The following is a 20909-nucleotide window of genomic DNA, read 5'->3' on the forward strand; positions in this document are numbered from 1 at the left end:
CAAATTAATAATCCTTGTGGTTATTGATGTCCGTGGATGATTTAAAAAAAAACTCTTTTTTTTTTAAAAAATCAGCAACATTTTGCTTTTTATTTGTAGGTTTACAATGTTATTTTAAGTTTTTTTTGTCGGATTTTTTCTTCGTTATAAAAACCAATTTATAATTTATCTTGTATTTTAATTTAATATCCAATTTTTAATTAAAATTTCTATAGTATGAATAATTTTACACTCATTAATTCTGTAATTAAAAGTTTATTATCGATTTTCTATTTTCTATTTATCAAAGTACTATTGATTTTGAATAAGTTATTAAAGTTTAATTCTTTTTCTTTTTTTATAAATGTTTTTTTTCTTTTTAATATATCATCTTCAATATATGCTCAAGCTACTATTGTAACAAATCCTTCAAATTTGCAGATAAATACTGCTTTAAATGGGCCTGGAATAGTTATCGTTGGTGGAACATTGTCGGGAGGTGCAGCTGCTGCAACTTTACGTGCAAATCAAGTTGCCACCTTTTCTAATGGTATTAGTGGCGCTGGTTTGCAGATACCGAGCGGTGTGTACTTTACTACAGGAAGTGCCCCTTTCGAATTAGCAAACAAAAATACTGCTGTCCAAAAAAGTTTTAACCCTGCTGGAGCTACAACATTATCAGATCCCAATTTATCTTTAATTGATCCTACCGCAACACGTGACTTAGTATCGTATTCTTTTACAATAACTTTAGCACCGAATGTTTCGGGACTACTTTTTAGTTATCAATTTGGTTCAGAGGAGTTTCCAGATTATGTAGGTTCTAATTTTGATGATGCTTTTGGTTTTTTTGTTTCGGGGCCTGGTATTTCTGGAGTTCAGAATTTCGCAACATTGCCAAATGGTAATGTCACATCAATAAATAAGGTAAATTCTGGTATTCCTGGATTTAGCTCACCGGCAACACCTGTCGCTGCATACGATGGTTCTCAATCTGCTTTGTATATCAATAATGGTCACATTACAACTACTACTGGAGGTAAATATAACCTGAATACAGCGCCTCAACCAGGACCTTTCCCAATTTTTACAGAACATAATGGTTTAACAAAGTCGATAAAGAAATCCATTGCTGGCTTAACTCCTGGAGGAACTTATACTTTTAAAATTGTAATTGCTGACGCTGGTGATGCATCGTTGGATTCGGGTGTTTTTTTAGATATTATAGAGGGTATAATTTCTGCCGATCTCTCTGTTTCTAAAACTGTAAATAACCCAAGTCCAAATGTGGGAAGCAATGTTGTTTTTACACTCACAGCAGGCAATACTGGTCCCGGTAACGCACCAAATACCAAGATTACTGATTTGTTACCAGCTGGTTACACTTTTGTGTCGGCTACGCCAAGTGTTGGGACATACGATTCCTCGACAGGGGTTTGGGATATTGGTTTATTAAATATAAGCTCTTCCCCAACTTTGCAGATTACTGCTACGGTAAAAGCTGCAGGTCCTTATTTGAATAGTGCTTCTATAGCATCTCCAGATATTGCAGATCCTACCCCTGGAAATAATACCTCTAGTGTTACCCCAACACCGGTTGCACAGTCTAATGTTGGTATAACCAAAACCGCAAGTAGCGCTACGCCTAATGTTGGCAGTAATGTTACTTTTACTTTAACAGCAACCAATGCAGGTCCAAGTGCTGCATCAGGAGTAAGTGTAACGGATATTTTACCTTCCGGTTATACTTTTGTAAGTGCCAGCACAGCTGCAGGAACCTATACAAATGGAACGGGAATCTGGGCCATTGGTACTTTAGCCAATGGAGCGAATGCTACCTTATCTATCATTGCCACAGTCAATGCCTCAGGAACGTATACCAACAGTGCGAGTATCGCTGCCAATGAAGCAGATCCTACCCCTGGAAATAATACCTCTAGTGTTACCCCAACCCCGGTTGCGCAGTCTAATGTTGGTATAACCAAAACCGCAAGTAGCGCTACGCCTAATGTTGGCAGTAATGTTACTTTTACCTTAACAGCAACTAATGCAGGCCCAAGTGCTGCAACAGGAGTGAGTGTAACAGATATTTTACCTTCCGGCTATACTTTTGTAAGTGCCAGCACAGTTAGCGGAACCTATACAAGTGGAACTGGAATCTGGGCGATTGGTGCTTTAGCCAATGGAGCGAATGCTACATTATCTATCATTGCCACAGTCAATGCCTCAGGAACGTATACCAACAGTGCGAGTATCGCTGCCAATGAAGCAGATCCTACCCCTGGAAATAATACCTCTAGTGTTACCCCAACACCGGTTGCACAGTCTAATGTTGGTATAACCAAAACCGCAAGTAGCGCTACGCCTAATGTTGGCAGTAATGTTACTTTTACTTTAACAGCAACCAATGCAGGTCCAAGTGCTGCATCAGGAGTAAGTGTAACGGATATTTTACCTTCCGGTTATACTTTTGTAAGTGCCAGCACAGCTGCAGGAACCTATACAAATGGAACGGGAATCTGGGCCATTGGTACTTTAGCCAATGGAGCGAATGCTACCTTATCTATCATTGCCACAGTCAATGCCTCAGGAACGTATACCAACAGTGCGAGTATCGCTGCCAATGAAGCAGATCCTACCCTTGGAAATAATACCTCTAGTGTTACCCCAACACCGGTTGCACAGTCTAATGTTGGTATAACCAAAACCGCAAGTAGCGCTACGCCTAATGTTGGCAGTAATGTTACTTTTACTTTAACAGCAACCAATGCAGGTCCAAGTGCTGCATCAGGAGTAAGTGTAACGGATATTTTACCTTCCGGTTATACTTTTGTAAGTGCCAGCACAGCTGCAGGAACCTATACAAATGGAACGGGAATCTGGGCCATTGGTACTTTAGCCAATGGAGCGAATGCTACCTTATCTATCATTGCCACAGTCAATGCCTCAGGAACGTATACCAACAGTGCGAGTATCGCTGCCAATGAAGCAGATCCTACCCCTGGAAATAATACCTCTAGTGTTACCCCAACCCCGGTTGCACAGTCTAATGTTGGTATAACCAAAACCGCAAGTAGCGCTACGCCTAATGTTGGCAGTAATGTTACTTTTACTTTAACAGCAACCAATGCAGGTCCAAGTGCTGCATCAGGAGTAAGTGTAACGGATATTTTACCTTCCGGTTATACTTTTGTAAGTGCCAGCACAGCTGCAGGAACCTATACAAATGGAACGGGAATCTGGGCCATTGGTACTTTAGCCAATGGAGCGAATGCTACCTTATCTATCATTGCCACAGTCAATGCCTCAGGAACGTATACCAACAGTGCGAGTATCGCTGCCAATGAAGCAGATCCTACCCCTGGAAATAATACCTCTAGTGTTACCCCAACACCGGTTGCACAGTCTAATGTTGGTATAACCAAAACCGCAAGTAGCGCTACGCCTAATGTTGGCAGTAATGTTACTTTTACTTTAACAGCAACCAATGCAGGTCCAAGTGCTGCATCAGGAGTAAGTGTAACGGATATTTTACCTTCCGGTTATACTTTTGTAAGTGCCAGCACAGCTGCAGGAACCTATACAAATGGAACGGGAATCTGGGCCATTGGTACTTTAGCCAATGGAGCGAATGCTACCTTATCTATCATTGCCACAGTCAATGCCTCAGGAACGTATACCAACAGTGCGAGTATCGCTGCCAATGAAGCAGATCCTACCCCTGGAAATAATACCTCTAGTGTTACCCCAACCCCGGTTGCGCAGTCTAATGTTGGTATAACCAAAACCGCAAGTAGCGCTACGCCTAATGTTGGCAGTAATGTTACTTTTACCTTAACAGCAACTAATGCAGGCCCAAGTGCTGCAACAGGAGTGAGTGTAACAGATATTTTACCTTCCGGCTATACTTTTGTAAGTGCCAGCACAGTTAGCGGAACCTATACAAGTGGAACTGGAATCTGGGCGATTGGTGCTTTAGCCAATGGAGCGAATGCTACATTATCTATCATTGCCACAGTCAATGCCTCAGGAACGTATACCAACAGTGCGAGTATCGCTGCCAATGAAGCAGATCCTACCCCTGGAAATAATACCTCTAGTGTTACCCCAACCCCGGTTGCGCAGTCTAATGTTGGTATAACCAAAACCGCAAGTAGCGCTACGCCTAATGTTGGCAGTAATGTTACTTTTACCTTAACAGCAACTAATGCAGGCCCAAGTGCTGCAACAGGAGTGAGTGTAACAGATATTTTACCTTCCGGCTATACTTTTGTAAGTGCCAGCACAGTTAGCGGAACCTATACAAGTGGAACTGGAATCTGGGCGATTGGTGCTTTAGCCAATGGAGCGAATGCTACATTATCTATCATTGCCACAGTCAATGCCTCAGGAACGTATACCAACAGTGCGAGTATCGCTGCCAATGAAGCAGATCCTACCCCTGGAAATAATACCTCTAGTGTTACCCCAACACCCATAAATATAATTGTTGCGGTAACAGAAACGACCCCTGCGGTTAATGGATTACCAGGAGGCACCACCACGGCATTAACGAGCAACGACACCTTAAATGGAAGTCCAGTAGTAGTAGGTACTGCAGCAGGGAATGTACAAATTACATCAAGTGCGGTTCCAGTAGGATCAGGACTAGTAGTAAATGCAGATGGAACAGTAACAGTTCCAGCCAACACCCCATCTGGAAACTATTCAGTAAGTTATACGATTTGTGAAGTAAACAACCCATTGAATTGTAGTACCATTAGCTCTACGGTAGTAGTAAGTGCCCCGGCGATTGTTGCGGTAACAGAAACGACCCCTGCGGTTAATGGATTACCAGGAGGCACCACCACGGCATTAACGAGCAACGACACCTTAAATGGAAGTCCAGTAGTAGTAGGTACTGCAGCAGGGAATGTACAAATTACATCAAGTGCGGTTCCAGTAGGATCAGGACTAGTAGTAAATGCAGATGGAACAGTAACAGTTCCAGCCAACACCCCATCTGGAAACTATTCAGTAAGTTATACGATTTGTGAAGTAAACAACCCATTGAATTGTAGTACCATTAGCTCTACGGTAGTAGTAAGTGCCCCAGCGATTGTTGCGGTAACAGAAACGACCCCTGCGGTTAATGGATTACCAGGTGGCACCACCACGGCATTAACGAGCAACGACACCTTAAATGGAAGTCCAGTAGTAGTAGGTACTGCAGCAGGGAATGTACAAATTACATCAAGTACGGTTCCAGTAGGATCAGGACTAGTAGTAAATGCAGATGGAACAGTAACAGTTCCAGCCAACACCCCATCTGGAAACTATTCAGTAAGTTATACGATTTGTGAAGTAAACAACCCATTGAATTGTAGTACCATTAGCTCTACGGTAGTAGTAAGTGCCCCAGCGATTGTTGCGGTAACAGAAACGACCCCTGCGGTTAATGGATTACCAGGAGGCACCACCACGGCATTAACGAGCAACGACACCTTAAATGGAAGTCCAGTAGTAGTAGGTACTGCAGCAGGGAATGTACAAATTACATCAAGTGCGGTTCCAGTAGGATCAGGACTAGTAGTAAATGCAGATGGAACAGTAACAGTTCCAGCCAACACCCCATCTGGAAACTATTCAGTAAGTTATACGATTTGTGAAGTAAACAACCCATTGAATTGTAGTACCATTAGCTCTACGGTAGTAGTAAGTGCCCCAGCGATTGTTGCGGTAACAGAAACGACCCCTGCGGTTAATGGATTACCAGGAGGCACCACCACGGCATTAACGAGCAACGACACCTTAAATGGAAGTCCAGTAGTAGTAGGTACTGCAGCAGGGAATGTACAAATTACATCAAGTGCGGTTCCAGTAGGATCAGGACTAGTAGTAAATGCAGATGGAACAGTAACAGTTCCAGCCAACACCCCATCTGGAAACTATTCAGTAAGTTATACGATTTGTGAAGTAAACAACCCATTGAATTGTAGTACCATTAGCTCTACGGTAGTAGTAAGTGCCCCAGCGATTGTTGCGGTAACAGAAACGACCCCTGCGGTTAATGGATTACCAGGAGGCACCACCACGGCATTAACGAGCAACGACACCTTAAATGGAAGTCCAGTAGTAGTAGGTACTGCAGCAGGGAATGTACAAATTACATCAAGTGCGGTTCCAGTAGGATCAGGACTAGTAGTAAATGCAGATGGAACAGTAACAGTTCCAGCCAACACCCCATCTGGAAACTATTCAGTAAGTTATACGATTTGTGAAGTAAACAACCCATTGAATTGTAGTACCATTAGCTCTACGGTAGTAGTAAGTGCCCCAGCGATTGTTGCGGTAACAGAAACGACCCCTGCGGTTAATGGATTACCAGGAGGCACCACCACGGCATTAACGAGCAACGACACCTTAAATGGAAGTCCAGTAGTAGTAGGTACTGCAGCAGGGAATGTACAAATTACATCAAGTGCGGTTCCAGTAGGATCAGGACTAGTAGTAAATGCAGATGGAACAGTAACAGTTCCAGCCAACACCCCATCTGGAAACTATTCAGTAAGTTATACGATTTGTGAAGTAAACAACCCATTGAATTGTAGTACCATTAGCTCTACGGTAGTAGTAAGTGCCCCAGCGATTGTTGCGGTAACAGAAACGACCCCTGCGGTTAATGGATTACCAGGAGGCACCACCACGGCATTAACGAGCAACGACACCTTAAATGGAAGTCCAGTAGTAGTAGGTACTGCAGCAGGGAATGTACAAATTACATCAAGTGCGGTTCCAGTAGGATCAGGACTAGTAGTAAATGCAGATGGAACAGTAACAGTTCCAGCCAACACCCCATCTGGAAACTATTCAGTAAGTTATACGATTTGTGAAGTAAACAACCCATTGAATTGTAGTACCATTAGCTCTACGGTAGTAGTAAGTGCCCCAGCGATTGTTGCGGTAACAGAAACGACCCCTGCGGTTAATGGATTACCAGGAGGCACCACCACGGCATTAACGAGCAACGACACCTTAAATGGAAGTCCAGTAGTAGTAGGTACTGCAGCAGGGAATGTACAAATTACATCAAGTGCGGTTCCAGTAGGATCAGGACTAGTAGTAAATGCAGATGGAACAGTAACAGTTCCAGCCAACACCCCATCTGGAAACTATTCAGTAAGTTATACGATTTGTGAAGTAAACAACCCATTGAATTGTAGTACCATTAGCTCTACGGTAGTAGTAAGTGCCCCAGCGATTGTTGCGGTAACAGAAACGACCCCTGCGGTTAATGGATTACCAGGAGGCACCACCACGGCATTAACGAGCAACGACACCTTAAATGGAAGTCCAGTAGTAGTAGGTACTGCAGCAGGGAATGTACAAATTACATCAAGTGCGGTTCCAGTAGGATCAGGACTAGTAGTAAATGCAGATGGAACAGTAACAGTTCCAGCCAACACCCCATCTGGAAACTATTCAGTAAGTTATACGATTTGTGAAGTAAACAACCCATTGAATTGTAGTACCATTAGCTCTACGGTAGTAGTAAGTGCCCCAGCGATTGTTGCGGTAACAGAAACGACCCCTGCGGTTAATGGATTACCAGGAGGCACCACCACGGCATTAACGAGCAACGACACCTTAAATGGAAGTCCAGTAGTAGTAGGTACTGCAGCAGGGAATGTACAAATTACATCAAGTGCGGTTCCAGTAGGATCAGGACTAGTAGTAAATGCAGATGGAACAGTAACAGTTCCAGCCAACACCCCATCTGGAAACTATTCAGTAAGTTATACGATTTGTGAAGTAAACAACCCATTGAATTGTAGTACCATTAGCTCTACGGTAGTAGTAAGTGCCCCAGCGATTGTTGCGGTAACAGAAACGACCCCTGCGGTTAATGGATTACCAGGAGGCACCACCACGGCATTAACGAGCAACGACACCTTAAATGGAAGTCCAGTAGTAGTAGGTACTGCAGCAGGGAATGTACAAATTACATCAAGTGCGGTTCCAGTAGGATCAGGACTAGTAGTAAATGCAGATGGAATAGTAACAGTTCCAGCCAACACCCCATCTGGAAACTATTCAGTAAGTTATACGATTTGTGAAGTAAACAACCCATTGAATTGTAGTACCATTAGCTCTACGGTAGTAGTAAGTGCCCCGGCGATTGTTGCGGTAACAGAAACGACCCCTGCGGTTAATGGATTACCAGGAGGCACCACCACGGCATTAACGAGCAACGACACCTTAAATGGAAGTCCAGTAGTAGTAGGTACTGCAGCAGGGAATGTACAAATTACATCAAGTGCGGTTCCAGTAGGATCAGGACTAGTAGTAAATGCAGATGGAACAGTAACAGTTCCAGCCAACACCCCATCTGGAAACTATTCAGTAAGTTATACGATTTGTGAAGTAAACAACCCATTGAATTGTAGTACCATTAGCTCTACGGTAGTAGTAAGTGCCCCAGCGATTGTTGCGGTAACAGAAACGACCCCTGCGGTTAATGGATTACCAGGAGGCACCACCACGGCATTAACGAGCAACGACACCTTAAATGGAAGTCCAGTAGTAGTAGGTACTGCAGCAGGGAATGTACAAATTACATCAAGTGCGGTTCCAGTAGGATCAGGACTAGTAGTAAATGCAGATGGAACAGTAACAGTTCCAGCCAACACCCCATCTGGAAACTATTCAGTAAGTTATACGATTTGTGAAGTAAACAACCCATTGAATTGTAGTACCATTAGCTCTACGGTAGTAGTAAGTGCCCCAGCGATTGTTGCGGTAACAGAAACGACCCCTGCGGTTAATGGATTACCAGGAGGCACCACCACGGCATTAACGAGCAACGACACCTTAAATGGAAGTCCAGTAGTAGTAGGTACTGCAGCAGGGAATGTACAAATTACATCAAGTGCGGTTCCAGTAGGATCAGGACTAGTAGTAAATGCAGATGGAACAGTAACAGTTCCAGCCAACACCCCATCTGGAAACTATTCAGTAAGTTATACGATTTGTGAAGTAAACAACCCATTGAATTGTAGTACCATTAGCTCTACGGTAGTAGTAAGTGCCCCGGCGATTGTTGCGGTAACAGAAACGACCCCTGCGGTTAATGGATTACCAGGAGGCACCACCACGGCATTAACGAGCAACGACACCTTAAATGGAAGTCCAGTAGTAGTAGGTACTGCAGCAGGGAATGTACAAATTACATCAAGTGCGGTTCCAGTAGGATCAGGACTAGTAGTAAATGCAGATGGAACAGTAACAGTTCCAGCCAACACCCCATCTGGAAACTATTCAGTAAGTTATACGATTTGTGAAGTAAACAACCCATTGAATTGTAGTACCATTAGCTCTACGGTAGTAGTAAGTGCCCCAGCGATTGTTGCGGTAACAGAAACGACCCCTGCGGTTAATGGATTACCAGGAGGCACCACCACGGCATTAACGAGCAACGACACCTTAAATGGAAGTCCAGTAGTAGTAGGTACTGCAGCAGGGAATGTACAAATTACATCAAGTACGGTTCCAGTAGGATCAGGACTAGTAGTAAATGCAGATGGAACAGTAACAGTTCCAGCCAACACCCCATCTGGAAACTATTCAGTAAGTTATACGATTTGTGAAGTAAACAACCCATTGAATTGTAGTACCATTAGCTCTACGGTAGTAGTAAGTGCCCCAGCGATTGTTGAAGTTCCATCAATTGCCATAATTAAGACAGCGGTATTTAATGATGAAAATAGTAATGGGAATGCTGATGCTGGCGAAACAATAACTTATAACTTCAAGGTTACTAATACTGGAAATGTTCCTTTGTACAATATTACTGTTTCAGATCCATTATCTGGTATTATTATGTCAGGAGGTCCAATAGATTTGAATGTAAATGATACGGATGAAGTTTCTTTTAGTGCTCAATATAGCATCACGCAAAATGATATTAATAATGGAAGTATTAGTAATCAGGCTAGTGTAATGGGTAGTACTCTAAGTGGAATTAAAGTTGAGGATAAGTCCGATAACATAAATAATCTAGGTGACAATCCAACAGTTTTATTATTAAGTGGATGTGTAATCAAAATTTTTAATGCCGTTTCAATAAATGGTGATAGTATGAACGAAAGATTCTATATACAAGGAATAGAATGTTATCCTGACAACACAGTTCAAATTTATAATCGTTGGGGTGTATTGGTTTTTGAAAGAGATCATTACAATAATACCGATGTTGCCTTTAGAGGAATTTCAGAAGGACGTGTTACCATTAAAGAATTAAAAGGATTACCAGAGGGAACATATTATTATATCATAAAATATAAAGACCATCAATCTACTCCTCATCAGGAAGCGGGTTATCTGTACTTGACCAAATAATATTCTATGCTAATTAATTGGCTTGTTGAAGTTGAGCTGTTATTAAAAATGAAAAAAATGAAAAAGTTAATTTTAGTTTTACTGTTTTGTTCAACTGCAAGCTTTGCACAGCAGGATGCACAATTTACACAATACATGTACAATACCATTAATGTGAATCCTGCTTATGCGGGATCACGTGGAGTACTGAGTATTTTTGGTTTATATCGTACCCAATGGGTTGGGTTAGATGGCGCGCCGGAAACAAGTAGTTTTTCTGTAAATACACCAGTTGGTAATAACGTTGGGTTAGGAGTTTCATTAATCAATGATAAAATAGGTCCAACGAATGAGAATAACTTATCGGCAGATTTTTCGTATTCTATACCAACATCGGCTACAGCCAAATTATCTTTTGGTATAAAAGGATCAGCAAATTTATTCAAATTAGATCCAACTAAATTAACACCGGAAGATCAGGGAGATCCGCAATTTCAGGATTTCAAAAATAAATTCACGCCTAATATTGGAGCCGGAGTTTACTGGCATACAGATAAAGCTTATGTAGGTTTATCGGTTCCTAATTTCATTCAGACCAATCGTTATGATGATAATGATGTTGCGATTTACAAAGACAAAATTAACTATTATTTTATCGCAGGTTATGTATTTGATTTAGATCGTTATGAAACCGTAAAATTTAAACCGGCTATAATGACAAAAATGGTCGAAGGTTCACCATTGCAAGTAGATGCATCGGCTAACTTTATGTTCAACGATAAATTTGTAATTGGAGTGGCTTACAGATGGAGTGCTTCGGTAAGTTTATTGGCTGGTTTTCAAATCACAGATGGTTTGTATTTGGGTTATGCTTACGATCGTGAAACAACCAAATTAGTGAATTATAATTCAGGATCGCACGAGATATTCCTTCGTTTTGAATTCTTAAACAAATATGGACGTATAACTTCACCAAGATTTTTCTAATTATGAAAGTTAAAAATATAATTTATGCTGCTGTTTTGTCGTCTGTTTGTTTTAACGGAACGGCTCAAAAAACAGTTTTGAATAAAGCAGAGAAGGAGTACAATCAATATGCTTTTGTAGACGCTATTGCTATTTATGAAAAAGTAGCAGAAAGCGGATATAACGATGAAAAAATGTTTCAGAGATTAGGAAACTCCTATTATTTTAATGCCGAATTACCGAAAGCTGCAAAGTGGTATGACGCGCTTTTTGCTTTTAACGAGCAGCAAGAACCTGAATATTATTATAGATATGCTCAGGCACTGAAATCTGTGGGTGATTATGCGAAATCAGATAAAATGCTGGAAATTTTTAATTTGAAAATTAAAACCGATACAAGAGGAGTTTTATTCCAAAACAATAAAAATTATCTGGAGCAGATTAAAGCGAATTCAGGAAGATTTGATATCGCAAATGCCGGAATTAATTCGCAACAATCAGATTACGGAAGTACAATTTATAATAATAAATTAGTATTTGCTTCTGCTCGTGATACCGGAAGTGTTGTTAAAAAAACATTTAAATGGACTAATAAATCGTTTACGAATTTATTTGCTGCGGAGTTAAAAGCGGATGGAACTTTAGAAAATCCAATTCGGTTTGAGAAAAAGATCAATTCTAAATTCAATGAATCTTCTCCGGTCTTCACCAAAGATGGCAAAACAATGTACTTTACCCGAAACAACTTTGTAGGCGGTAAAAAAGGAAAAGACAATAAAAGAGTTACATTATTGAAATTGTACAAAGCCGATTTTATTAATGATAAATGGACCAATATTATAGAGTTGCCTTTTAATAGTGATCAATATAGTATTGCGCATCCTGCTTTAAGTCTGGACGAAAAAAAGCTGTATTTCGCATCAGATATGCCGGGAAGTTTAGGACAATCAGATTTGTTTAGTGTTATTATTAATGAAGATGAAACCTTCGGGAAACCTGAAAATTTAGGAACTGTAATTAATACCGAAGGAAGAGAAACATTCCCTTTTATATCCGGAGATAATGAACTTTATTTTTCAAGCGACGGACGTCCTGGATTAGGCGGACTTGATGTATTTGTGGCAAAAATCAAGGAAGATGCTACTTTTGATCTGGTACAAAATATTGGAGAACCCGTAAATACCAAGTCGGATGATTTTGCTTTTATAATTGACAGCAATACACGTAAAGGTTACTTCTCATCCAACAAAGAAGGCGGAATTGGAAATGATGATATCTATAAATTCACAGAAACAAAAAGACTGGATTGTGAAAAAAAATTATTTGGAATTGTTTCAGATTCTCAAACGAACGAAGCTTTAGCCGATGCGAAAGTAATTTTGCTTGACGATAAGTTTAAGGAAATTGCAACAATAATTTCGGATAAAAACGGAAGTTACAATTTTGATGTAAAATGCAATCAAACCTATTATGTAAGAGTTTCAAAACAAGATTATGAAACTAATGAAAGTCCGATTACAATTCAGCCAACAAATGATAAGCCTGAAGTAGATATTAAATTAAATAAACAAATCAAGCAAATAGAAGTAGGGACAGATTTGGCTAAAACCTTAGAGATTCCTATTATTTATTTTGATCTCGATAAATCATTTATTCGTCAGGAAGCTGCTTTTGAATTAGAGAAAGTACTTGCTGTAATGAAACAATATCCTGAAATGAAAATCGATGTTCGTTCTCATACAGACAGTAGACAGACTCAGGAATATAATATGAGATTGTCTAATAAAAGAGCAAAAGCAACAATCGAATGGTTTGTAAAACGAGGAATTGCCCCAACCAGAATATCAGGGAAAGGATATGGCAAAAGTCAGTTAATCAATAAATGTTCAGATAATGTAGCTTGTACAGAAGATGAACATCAGTTAAACAGAAGAAGTGAATTTGTAATTGTTTCAATGCAATAAGAACTTACAAATCATTATCGATAAAAACACAGTCCTAAAAAGTGTGTAAGTTTTAAAAATAACGGGTTTAACTTTTTAAATAAAGTTGAACCCCTTTTTCAAATATAGTTAAGAACTGATTGAGTATTAATTCCTAATTATGGATTAGAATAGCCCGTTTTTTGGTCAGTTCTATTCAAATAGACCTATATTTCTTAAAAGGGTTCTGTCGCATTTGGGAATAGCTTTTATCTTTGGAATTTTAAAACTAAAAAAAATGAATACCAAATGTCAGAGCTATCCAAAATCTATTCTTCTTCGGGCAGTGTATTTTAAATTAAGATTTACCTTACTTACAGGGATGTATAAGAGATCATGAACATGTGAGGAGTTCATGTTGATCATGCTACTATTCAGCGCTGGGTTTATAAGTTTACACCTTTCATCGAGTTAGAAATGAAGAAGAGAAAAGGCAGAGTGGGGACGAGCTGGAGATTGGATGAGACCTATATCAAAGTAAAAGGTATATAGTGTTATTTATATCGAGCGGTAGATAAATTAGATAATACGGTTGACTTTCTTTTGACCAGAAAAAGACAAAGAATGAGCGCTCAGTCTTTTCTAATTAAAGCAATTAATAATAATTGCCGGCCAAGAGTAATAAACATTGATAAAAGCGGTTCTAATACTGCAGCGATCAAAGTCTAGAACAAACGTTCATTCTCAAAGATTAAAATCCGGCAGTGTAAATATCTCAACAATATTGTCGAACACGACCATCGATTTATAAAATGGAGGATACAAAATGGGTTAGGTTTTAAAAGTTTTGAATCGGCCAGACTAACACTGAGCGGAATTGAAGTTGTACATATGCTAAGAAAGAATCAGATGGTTAGACCATGGGGTAACTATGTTTAAATCATTCTGTAAATTGGAGGGACTAACTTTAAAATTACTTAAAGTGTTATATTTGATTCTGACAGATGCGACAGAACCATTGTTGAAGGATTTCTTGATTTATGAAATGTAATAATCAAAAAATTTAAAAAAGTCCTTTACTCTTTGTAAAGGACTTTCTGTTTAAATTCAAATCTTCCAAATTTAAATTTGTTTAGGGGACTAAACTAAAGTAAAGATAGATAAATTAAGCTTTAGTTGTTAGAAAAATATTTAAATAAAAAAGTTATTGTAAATACCATAAAATATTTCTGATCATCCGTAATCATAATCTAAGTTTTTTAATTCGGTAACTAATCTGATATTTTCGGTTTTAGATTTTTAAGTATATGTCAATTTATATAACAGTAGTAAAAAAAAGGTATCGACTCCAAATGCCATGTACCATATTTTTGCCACAAAACTTATTACTAATTTTTTAAACATTTTTAGATATAGAATTCTATTCCTTGGTGTTGTGATCGCGAATCGAACCTGTGCTTGTTCCAGTAGTCAGTGCGTCGATTATCTTGGTGTAGATATAGGTATTGTCGGCATTTTTGGTCTGCTCGTGCAGTATTGTAGCGTTAAGGGCTTTCCATTTGGAATCCGTATAGTAGGTACTGGCTAGGTTGGATAAGAATACCAGACACTTTTCAACGGCTATACCAATATTAGAGTCAACTTCTTTAAGCAGGGCTTTAGAAACGTATTTGCTTAGGTTGTACTGGGCTTTCTTTGGTATTAGGATAGAATTTACGTTTGGGAAACGCAGTGCTGATTCTGACAGCTTGTAATCGTTTAGGAGAACGTCTAAGTCTCCCGTATCGCCAGTATAGGCAATGTAATCATTTGTAAGGTTCATTGTGATATTCTCTTATTTTCGTTCCATCACTGAGGATGGATTATTGTCTCTTATTCTCTTGATAAGAGATGCTGGGGCATGACTCCCAGCAATCAAGGATTTTAATGAGTTTTCTCTCAGTTATTGCTTTATTATCAAGTATAATTCTAATTCAAATAACAATCAATAGTTTTGGACAACTATTTTTTAAGATATTTGATATTATTTTGCAGACCCACATTTTCAATAGCGCAAACTGCGCATAACGTCATGGTCAAAATACGTCTGTATCCCTTGCTATTACTGGTGTTATTACATATCTATAATAAGTAACATATATAATAGAGAAAGGAAGAGAGAGAGATAGAAAAGCTCCTCAGCATGGTCAATAGCGCAAACTGCGCATAACCTCACAAGAGACAATACTCTGTTAACCCTTGATAGTACAAGGATTGTGCTCTAATTTTCTCTATACATATTAAGTAGCATATATGATAGAGAGAGGAAGAGAGAGGAAGAGAGAGGAAGAGAGAGATTTTCCCTATCTGTTCCTTATAGTACCCTAAACCCCTAATAATGTACCTATAAGGCTACAGATGCTCCTGTAAACGCTGGTAAGCCTGTAAAGTGGATAATCTACCTCAACAGACCACTGCGTGACCACACAGACCCCCGTACTCCCTGTAAACACTAATGCTCCAGAGCCAAGTTACCCACCCGTGTACATCCGAAAAAGTGTACTTCTCCTGACCCGTAGCTCGGATATATCCGTGAACTGCGCTACCAAAATTCAGAAAAAAAATTCTGAGGAAAAAAACGGAAAAAAATTTCTGAGAAAAAATCTCGAATTTGATTTCCGACCATATTTATAGTAAAAGAGAACATGAAAATAGTAATAAGCTTATCCCAACTAAAACAAGTACTTAAGACCCAAAATATCAGATACCCGCTGTCATTCAAAGCAGGTAATTTTACGGACAAGGAACTTGAAGAGTTTTCACGATTGATACAATCCAAAGAACGAGGCTAACGACCTCGTTTTTTTGTGCTCTGAAATGACCAAAAAAGCTGTGAGCCCAGGAAAATCAGGATTTTTCTTGTTTAATCCAAAATAGACCTGGACATTTGTTTCACTCTTTGAGATAAGTGAAAGCAACCGTGTAAACCCAGTGAAATCAAGGGTTTGCGAAAGATGAAGAATCGACCGCTTTCAGATACATATATTAAGGTAGAAAAGTGAAACTTAAATAGAGCATTATGGCATTAAAAGGACAAAAGACAACAAGTGATTTTTTAGAGTGGGACAAGATGCAGACCATCGTTTTGAAACTGGAGCGTGATAATGACCTGAAATTTGCGCTACTCATTGCAACAGGTTCTTACATTGGACTGAGGATTTCAGACTTGCTTCAACTCAGATGGAATCAGGTTTTGAATCAGGATTACTTCACCATCACGGAGAAGAAGACCAACAAAATACGAAAAGTGACCATCAACCCAGAACTACAGACCATACTTAAAAGGTTATTTGTTCAGTTGGAAGCTAAAGAAACTGACCTAATGTTCGCCAACCGCTCAGGAGAAAAGCCGTTCAGCATCCAATATGTGAACAGCAAGCTGAAAGATATTTTTACCAGATACAACGTGAGAGGTCAGTATTCCAGCCACTTTATGAGAAAAACACTGGGTCGCAGAATTTGGGAAGTGAACAAGTATTCTGACCAAGCCTTATTACTTCTATCGCAATTGTTCAATCATACAAGTATATCGACCACTAAAATCTACCTAGGAATTAGAGAACAAGAAATCAGTAACCTATATTTGAGTGTCTAAAAATAATCATTATGACCAAAAAGGAACGATTAGAATACTACATACTGGTAGAACCAAAGTTAAAGGCAATTTTTATAAGCAACGGATTTATTGCTCCAAACGAAGAAGATTTCCAAAAAATGAACCTCTCCAAGAAAAACAGAGATGAATTTTTAGCTTATTTTAAGGATAGGTGGTTCAACGCTGAGCATTTTGAATCGGAGGAACTTGCTTTGGAGTTGAAGGAAAATTCAGCATTCCTTGAAAAAAAACTGGGTTCTGAGGCAATGAAGCACATTTCAGGTTCAGATGAGAATCCCGCCAAATTACAGTTACCCAGCAGTTCAGCACTGTTTCAAATCAGCAGGAACATTGATATTGACAAATTTCACTATCATTTAGGGAAAAGGTACACTTTTATCGTAGTTCACAAGCAGACTGGTGCGGTTGCAGGCGGTGCAAATTTAAGCACGCTTTCAATAAGTTATAAAAACGTACTAGAAATCATTAAAAAAGATACCACCCAATTTGAAGTTTTCGAAATTGAAGACCATGTTTTATTCTGTAAGCTTTTGGAAGACGGAGACTTCAAGAAGATAAAAATGGAAAAGTTATTCGAGAATGAAATCTACGAAGTCCCAGATGATTATCCACTGTCTACTATTTTGAAAAGAATAAAATTGTATGAATTTTCCTAGGCTCTGAATGAAGGTAAGCCACTGATAAGATATGACTTGCGCATGCGATGGTATTCGACCTTTAAAGGTATACAGGATTATCATTCATTCAACGATACCTATAACAATGTTCTGGAATTGGAAGGATTTAATGCCATTGACAGGAAAAATGATACAGGATATGTGTGGTTCTATGCAGAAAATCCAATTCAAATTCATCAGGAATTGGTCTTTGAAAACTTCAAAATCCTAAAAAGAATAAAAATTATCGAAAATATTTATACTTTTTTATCTAATGATGGCGTGTAAAATGAGTTTTTTACTCATTTACCGCACCTCCACAACCCTTGTGAAACTTGTGAAACCCCTTGATTCGTAGTATATTTGTAGAAGAAATAAAGGCAGAATGAAAAAAGATTATAAGAAACATTTCAATATTCATGACATCGTCAGGCTGGTGCAACATCTTGTAAAAGATGAACAATATGGATATGGTTTTATGCTAATGGTTGGGAGCACATTAGGATATAAAATAGGAATGCTATTAGAGATGAAATGGGAAAACTTTGTTGATACCGATGGAAAATGCCTGAGCGAAATCAGAACTGGAATTAGTGAGCCCAGACCTGTAATGCTATTTTTGAGAGGTTTTATTGAATACGTTTACCAAAAATCGGGTAATCCGCAGTTGGATTCAAGTCCTTTTGTTAATCATGAGACAAAGGAAAAGTTCAATACCCGAAACCTGAACAGGGAACTCAGGAGAATACAAAAGAAATATGCCTCTGTTGTCGGGATGCCTTACCCACTTTGGAAAAACCGGTCAATTTGCAGCACCCCATTCCGGTAAAAGAGAGCAATTGATTCCGGTTCAAAGTGAACACCTTATTCTTGTAAAAGAGATCAAGTGATTCCGGTTCAAAGTGACCACCTCAAAAAGTAGTGTTTATAAAGAATATCTTACTTGTTTTTAAAACAAAAGATATGGCAAATAAACGACTGGATATGAGAAACATTTTGCAATTATTACGTTTATATACTCAAGGAGTAAGTAAGCTCCAAATAAGCAGACAATTAGGCTTATCGCGCAATACTGTAAAGAAATATATTGAATCATTTCATCAAAATTCTTTTACATATCAAGAGTTATCAGGTCTTAGTAATGAAGATCTGGAAGAACTCTTTGATGGCCAGATAAAACCCGTTCCCGAAAAAAACATAGTTTTAGAATCCTTATTTCCCACGATAGAAAAAGAATTAAAGCGAGTTGGTGTTACCCGCCAATTGCTCTGGGAAGAATATAGGGTAAATCATCCTGATGGCTACAGTTATTCTCAGTTTTGCTATCATTATCAAAATTTGCGAGGCAAACTCAAGCCATCGATGCATATGCATCATAAGGCAGGGGATAAAGTTTTTGTAGACTATACAGGAAAGAAATTATCCGTTATTGACCAGTCTACAGGAGAACTGTGTGAAGTAGAAGTTTTTGTAAGTGTCTTGGGAGCAAGCGGACTTACTTTTGTAGAAGCTACCAGAACCCAAAATAAAGAAGACTTTATGGGAAGTCTGGTAAAAATGCTAGACTATTATCAGGGTGTTCCAAGCGCTATTGTAACTGATAATTTAAGAACAGCTGTTAAAAAGAGTGATAAATATGAGCCTTTAGTAACGGAATATTTATTAGACTTTGCTTCTCATTACGGAACCACAATACTGCCTACCAGAGCTTATCATCCAAAAGATAAAGCTCTGGTTGAAAATGCAGTAAGAATAATTTATACCAGAATTTTTGCTCCTTTACGCAAAGAAGATTTTTTTACTATAGAAGCCTTAAATGACGCTATTTTTCAACTTTTAGAAAAGCATAATACAATGTCTTTTAAAGGCAGAAAATACTCAAGATTAGATTTATTTAATGAAATAGAAAAAGAAACACTATCATTCTTACCTGTCAATCCCTATCAACTCAAAGGCTTTACTAAGGCAACCGTTCATAAATCCAGTCATGTTTATCTCAATAAAGATAAACACTATTACAGTGTCCCTTTTATTTATATGGGCAAGAAGGTGTTGATTATTTACAGTAAAACTACCGTTGAAATTTATCATGGACAGCGCATAATAGCCAGTCATCGGAGAGACTACTCCAAATACCTTTATACGACAAATAAAGAACACATGCCTACATCACATCAGTTTGTGGCAGAGTGGAATCCTGAGAGGTTTATCCAATGGGGAGCTTCTGTTGGAGAATTTTGCAAATCATTTATTATACAAATATTAGATAAAAAACAGCATCCCGAGCAATCTTATAAATCCTGTACCGGTGTATTAAGTTTAGCCAATAAAGTAGGCAATGACAGATTAAACAATGCTTGTAAGAGAGCGATGGATTATGAAAAAATCAATTACCCAATCATCAAATCTATCCTAGAGAAAGGATTAGACTTAATCGATGAAGATCCTACTATTGAAGACAAAGAAATACCCAAACATAATAATATCAGAGGTCGGGAATATTACAAATAATAACCATTAATAAAATAACAATATGAATGATCAAACATTAGAAAAAATGAAATAATTAAGGCTCTACGGAATGTCCAGAGCCTTTAATACTACTTTAGAAGCAAGTACCATCGATTATACAAATGATGAACTTATTGCCTATTTAATTAACTCTGAATACGATGACAGAGAAAATCGAAAAGTAGAAAGATTAATCAATACTGCCAAGTTTAGATATAAAGCTTTTATGGAAGAAATCGATTTTGACAGTTCCAGAGGAGTAGATAAAAACTTGATAAACAGACTTGAGTTTTGTGATTTTATAAAAAACAAACAAAACATCCTGGTCTGTGGAAGTATGGGTGTTGGTAAAAGCTTTATAGCTACCGCAATTGGCTATAAAGCCTGTATGATGGGCTACAAAGTAATGTATTTTAATATCAATAAACTTTTTTCCAAACTTAAAATGGCTAAAGCTGACGGCTCTTATATAAAAGAAATTAATAAAATAGAAAAGCAGGATCTCATTATTCTAGATGATTTTGGGTTGCAATCATTAGATAATCTTAAAAGGCAGGATCTTATGGAGATAATTGAAGACAGGCATGGGAAAAAATCAACTATTATTGCTTCGCAGCTACCAGTTGAATCCTGGCATGAAGTTATTGCAGAACAAACCATTGCAGATGCAATTTTAGATAGAATCGTTCACAATGCTCTTCGGATAGAATTAAAAGGAGAATCAATGAGAAAAAAGAAAATAGAAAAACAACCGATAGAGTAAAATAATTTTATATTTTTAAACTACTTTTTAGACACCTTTTTGAGTTCATTTATACTGCTCACTTTTATCCAGAATTAGGTGCTCACTTTATCCAGAATATC

At 38.4% G+C, this 20909-nt stretch carries 9 protein-coding genes and 2 pseudogenes; 10 read left to right on the plus strand and 1 reads right to left on the minus strand.

Annotated features, from left to right (window positions below; translation table 11 throughout):
* The first annotated feature begins 216 nt into the window (after window positions 1–216).
* The 4 genes and pseudogenes from NLG42_RS09360 to NLG42_RS24475 all read left to right on the plus strand — a co-directional run.
* Window positions 217–10356, plus strand: a complete 10140-nt coding sequence (locus NLG42_RS09360) for a choice-of-anchor L domain-containing protein (RefSeq protein ID WP_257683581.1) — start codon at window positions 217–219, stop codon at window positions 10354–10356.
* A 57-nt stretch (window positions 10357–10413) separates the two neighbouring features.
* Window positions 10414–11322: a PorP/SprF family type IX secretion system membrane protein gene (locus NLG42_RS09365; RefSeq protein ID WP_257683582.1), complete on the plus strand. Its 909-nt coding sequence runs from the start codon at window positions 10414–10416 to the stop codon at window positions 11320–11322.
* Between the two features lie 2 nt (window positions 11323–11324).
* Window positions 11325–13265, plus strand: a complete 1941-nt coding sequence (locus NLG42_RS09370; protein ID WP_257683583.1) for an OmpA family protein — start codon at window positions 11325–11327, stop codon at window positions 13263–13265.
* 522 nt (window positions 13266–13787) lie between these two features.
* A pseudogene (locus NLG42_RS24475) lies at window positions 13788–14162 on the plus strand (DDE-type integrase/transposase/recombinase); the annotation flags it as partial.
* Between the two features lie 481 nt (window positions 14163–14643).
* On the opposite strand, the gene NLG42_RS09380 reads toward NLG42_RS24475, so the two are convergent.
* On the minus strand, window positions 14644–15045 hold the full coding sequence (locus NLG42_RS09380) for a hypothetical protein (RefSeq protein ID WP_257683584.1): 402 nt from the start codon (window positions 15043–15045) through the stop codon (window positions 14644–14646).
* Window positions 15046–16281: 1236 nt separating this feature from the next.
* On the opposite strand from NLG42_RS09380, the gene NLG42_RS09385 reads away from it, so the two are divergent.
* From NLG42_RS09385 to istB, 6 genes and pseudogenes are all read left to right on the plus strand, one after another.
* Entirely contained in the window at window positions 16282–16857 is a 576-nt protein-coding gene (locus tag NLG42_RS09385) for a tyrosine-type recombinase/integrase (RefSeq protein WP_257683585.1), read from the plus strand.
* 11 nt (window positions 16858–16868) lie between these two features.
* Entirely contained in the window at window positions 16869–17534 is a 666-nt protein-coding gene (locus tag NLG42_RS09390) for a hypothetical protein (RefSeq protein WP_257683586.1), read from the plus strand.
* Window positions 17535–17576: 42 nt separating this feature from the next.
* Entirely contained in the window at window positions 17577–17822 is a 246-nt protein-coding gene (locus NLG42_RS09395; protein ID WP_257683587.1) for a hypothetical protein, read from the plus strand.
* 97 nt (window positions 17823–17919) lie between these two features.
* Entirely contained in the window at window positions 17920–18363 is a 444-nt protein-coding gene (locus NLG42_RS09400) for a hypothetical protein (RefSeq protein ID WP_257683588.1), read from the plus strand.
* A 134-nt stretch (window positions 18364–18497) separates the two neighbouring features.
* Window positions 18498–20045 carry an IS21 family transposase gene (gene istA, locus NLG42_RS09405; protein WP_257683589.1) on the plus strand — a complete coding sequence of 516 codons (1548 nt, stop codon included), beginning with the start codon at window positions 18498–18500 and terminating at the stop codon, window positions 20043–20045.
* Between the two features lie 22 nt (window positions 20046–20067).
* Window positions 20068–20808: pseudogene (gene istB / locus NLG42_RS09410) on the plus strand (IS21-like element helper ATPase IstB).
* Window positions 20809–20909 lie beyond the last annotated feature (101 nt).

This window comes from Flavobacterium plurextorum, assembly GCF_024638035.1.
GTDB lineage: Bacteria > Bacteroidota > Bacteroidia > Flavobacteriales > Flavobacteriaceae > Flavobacterium > Flavobacterium plurextorum.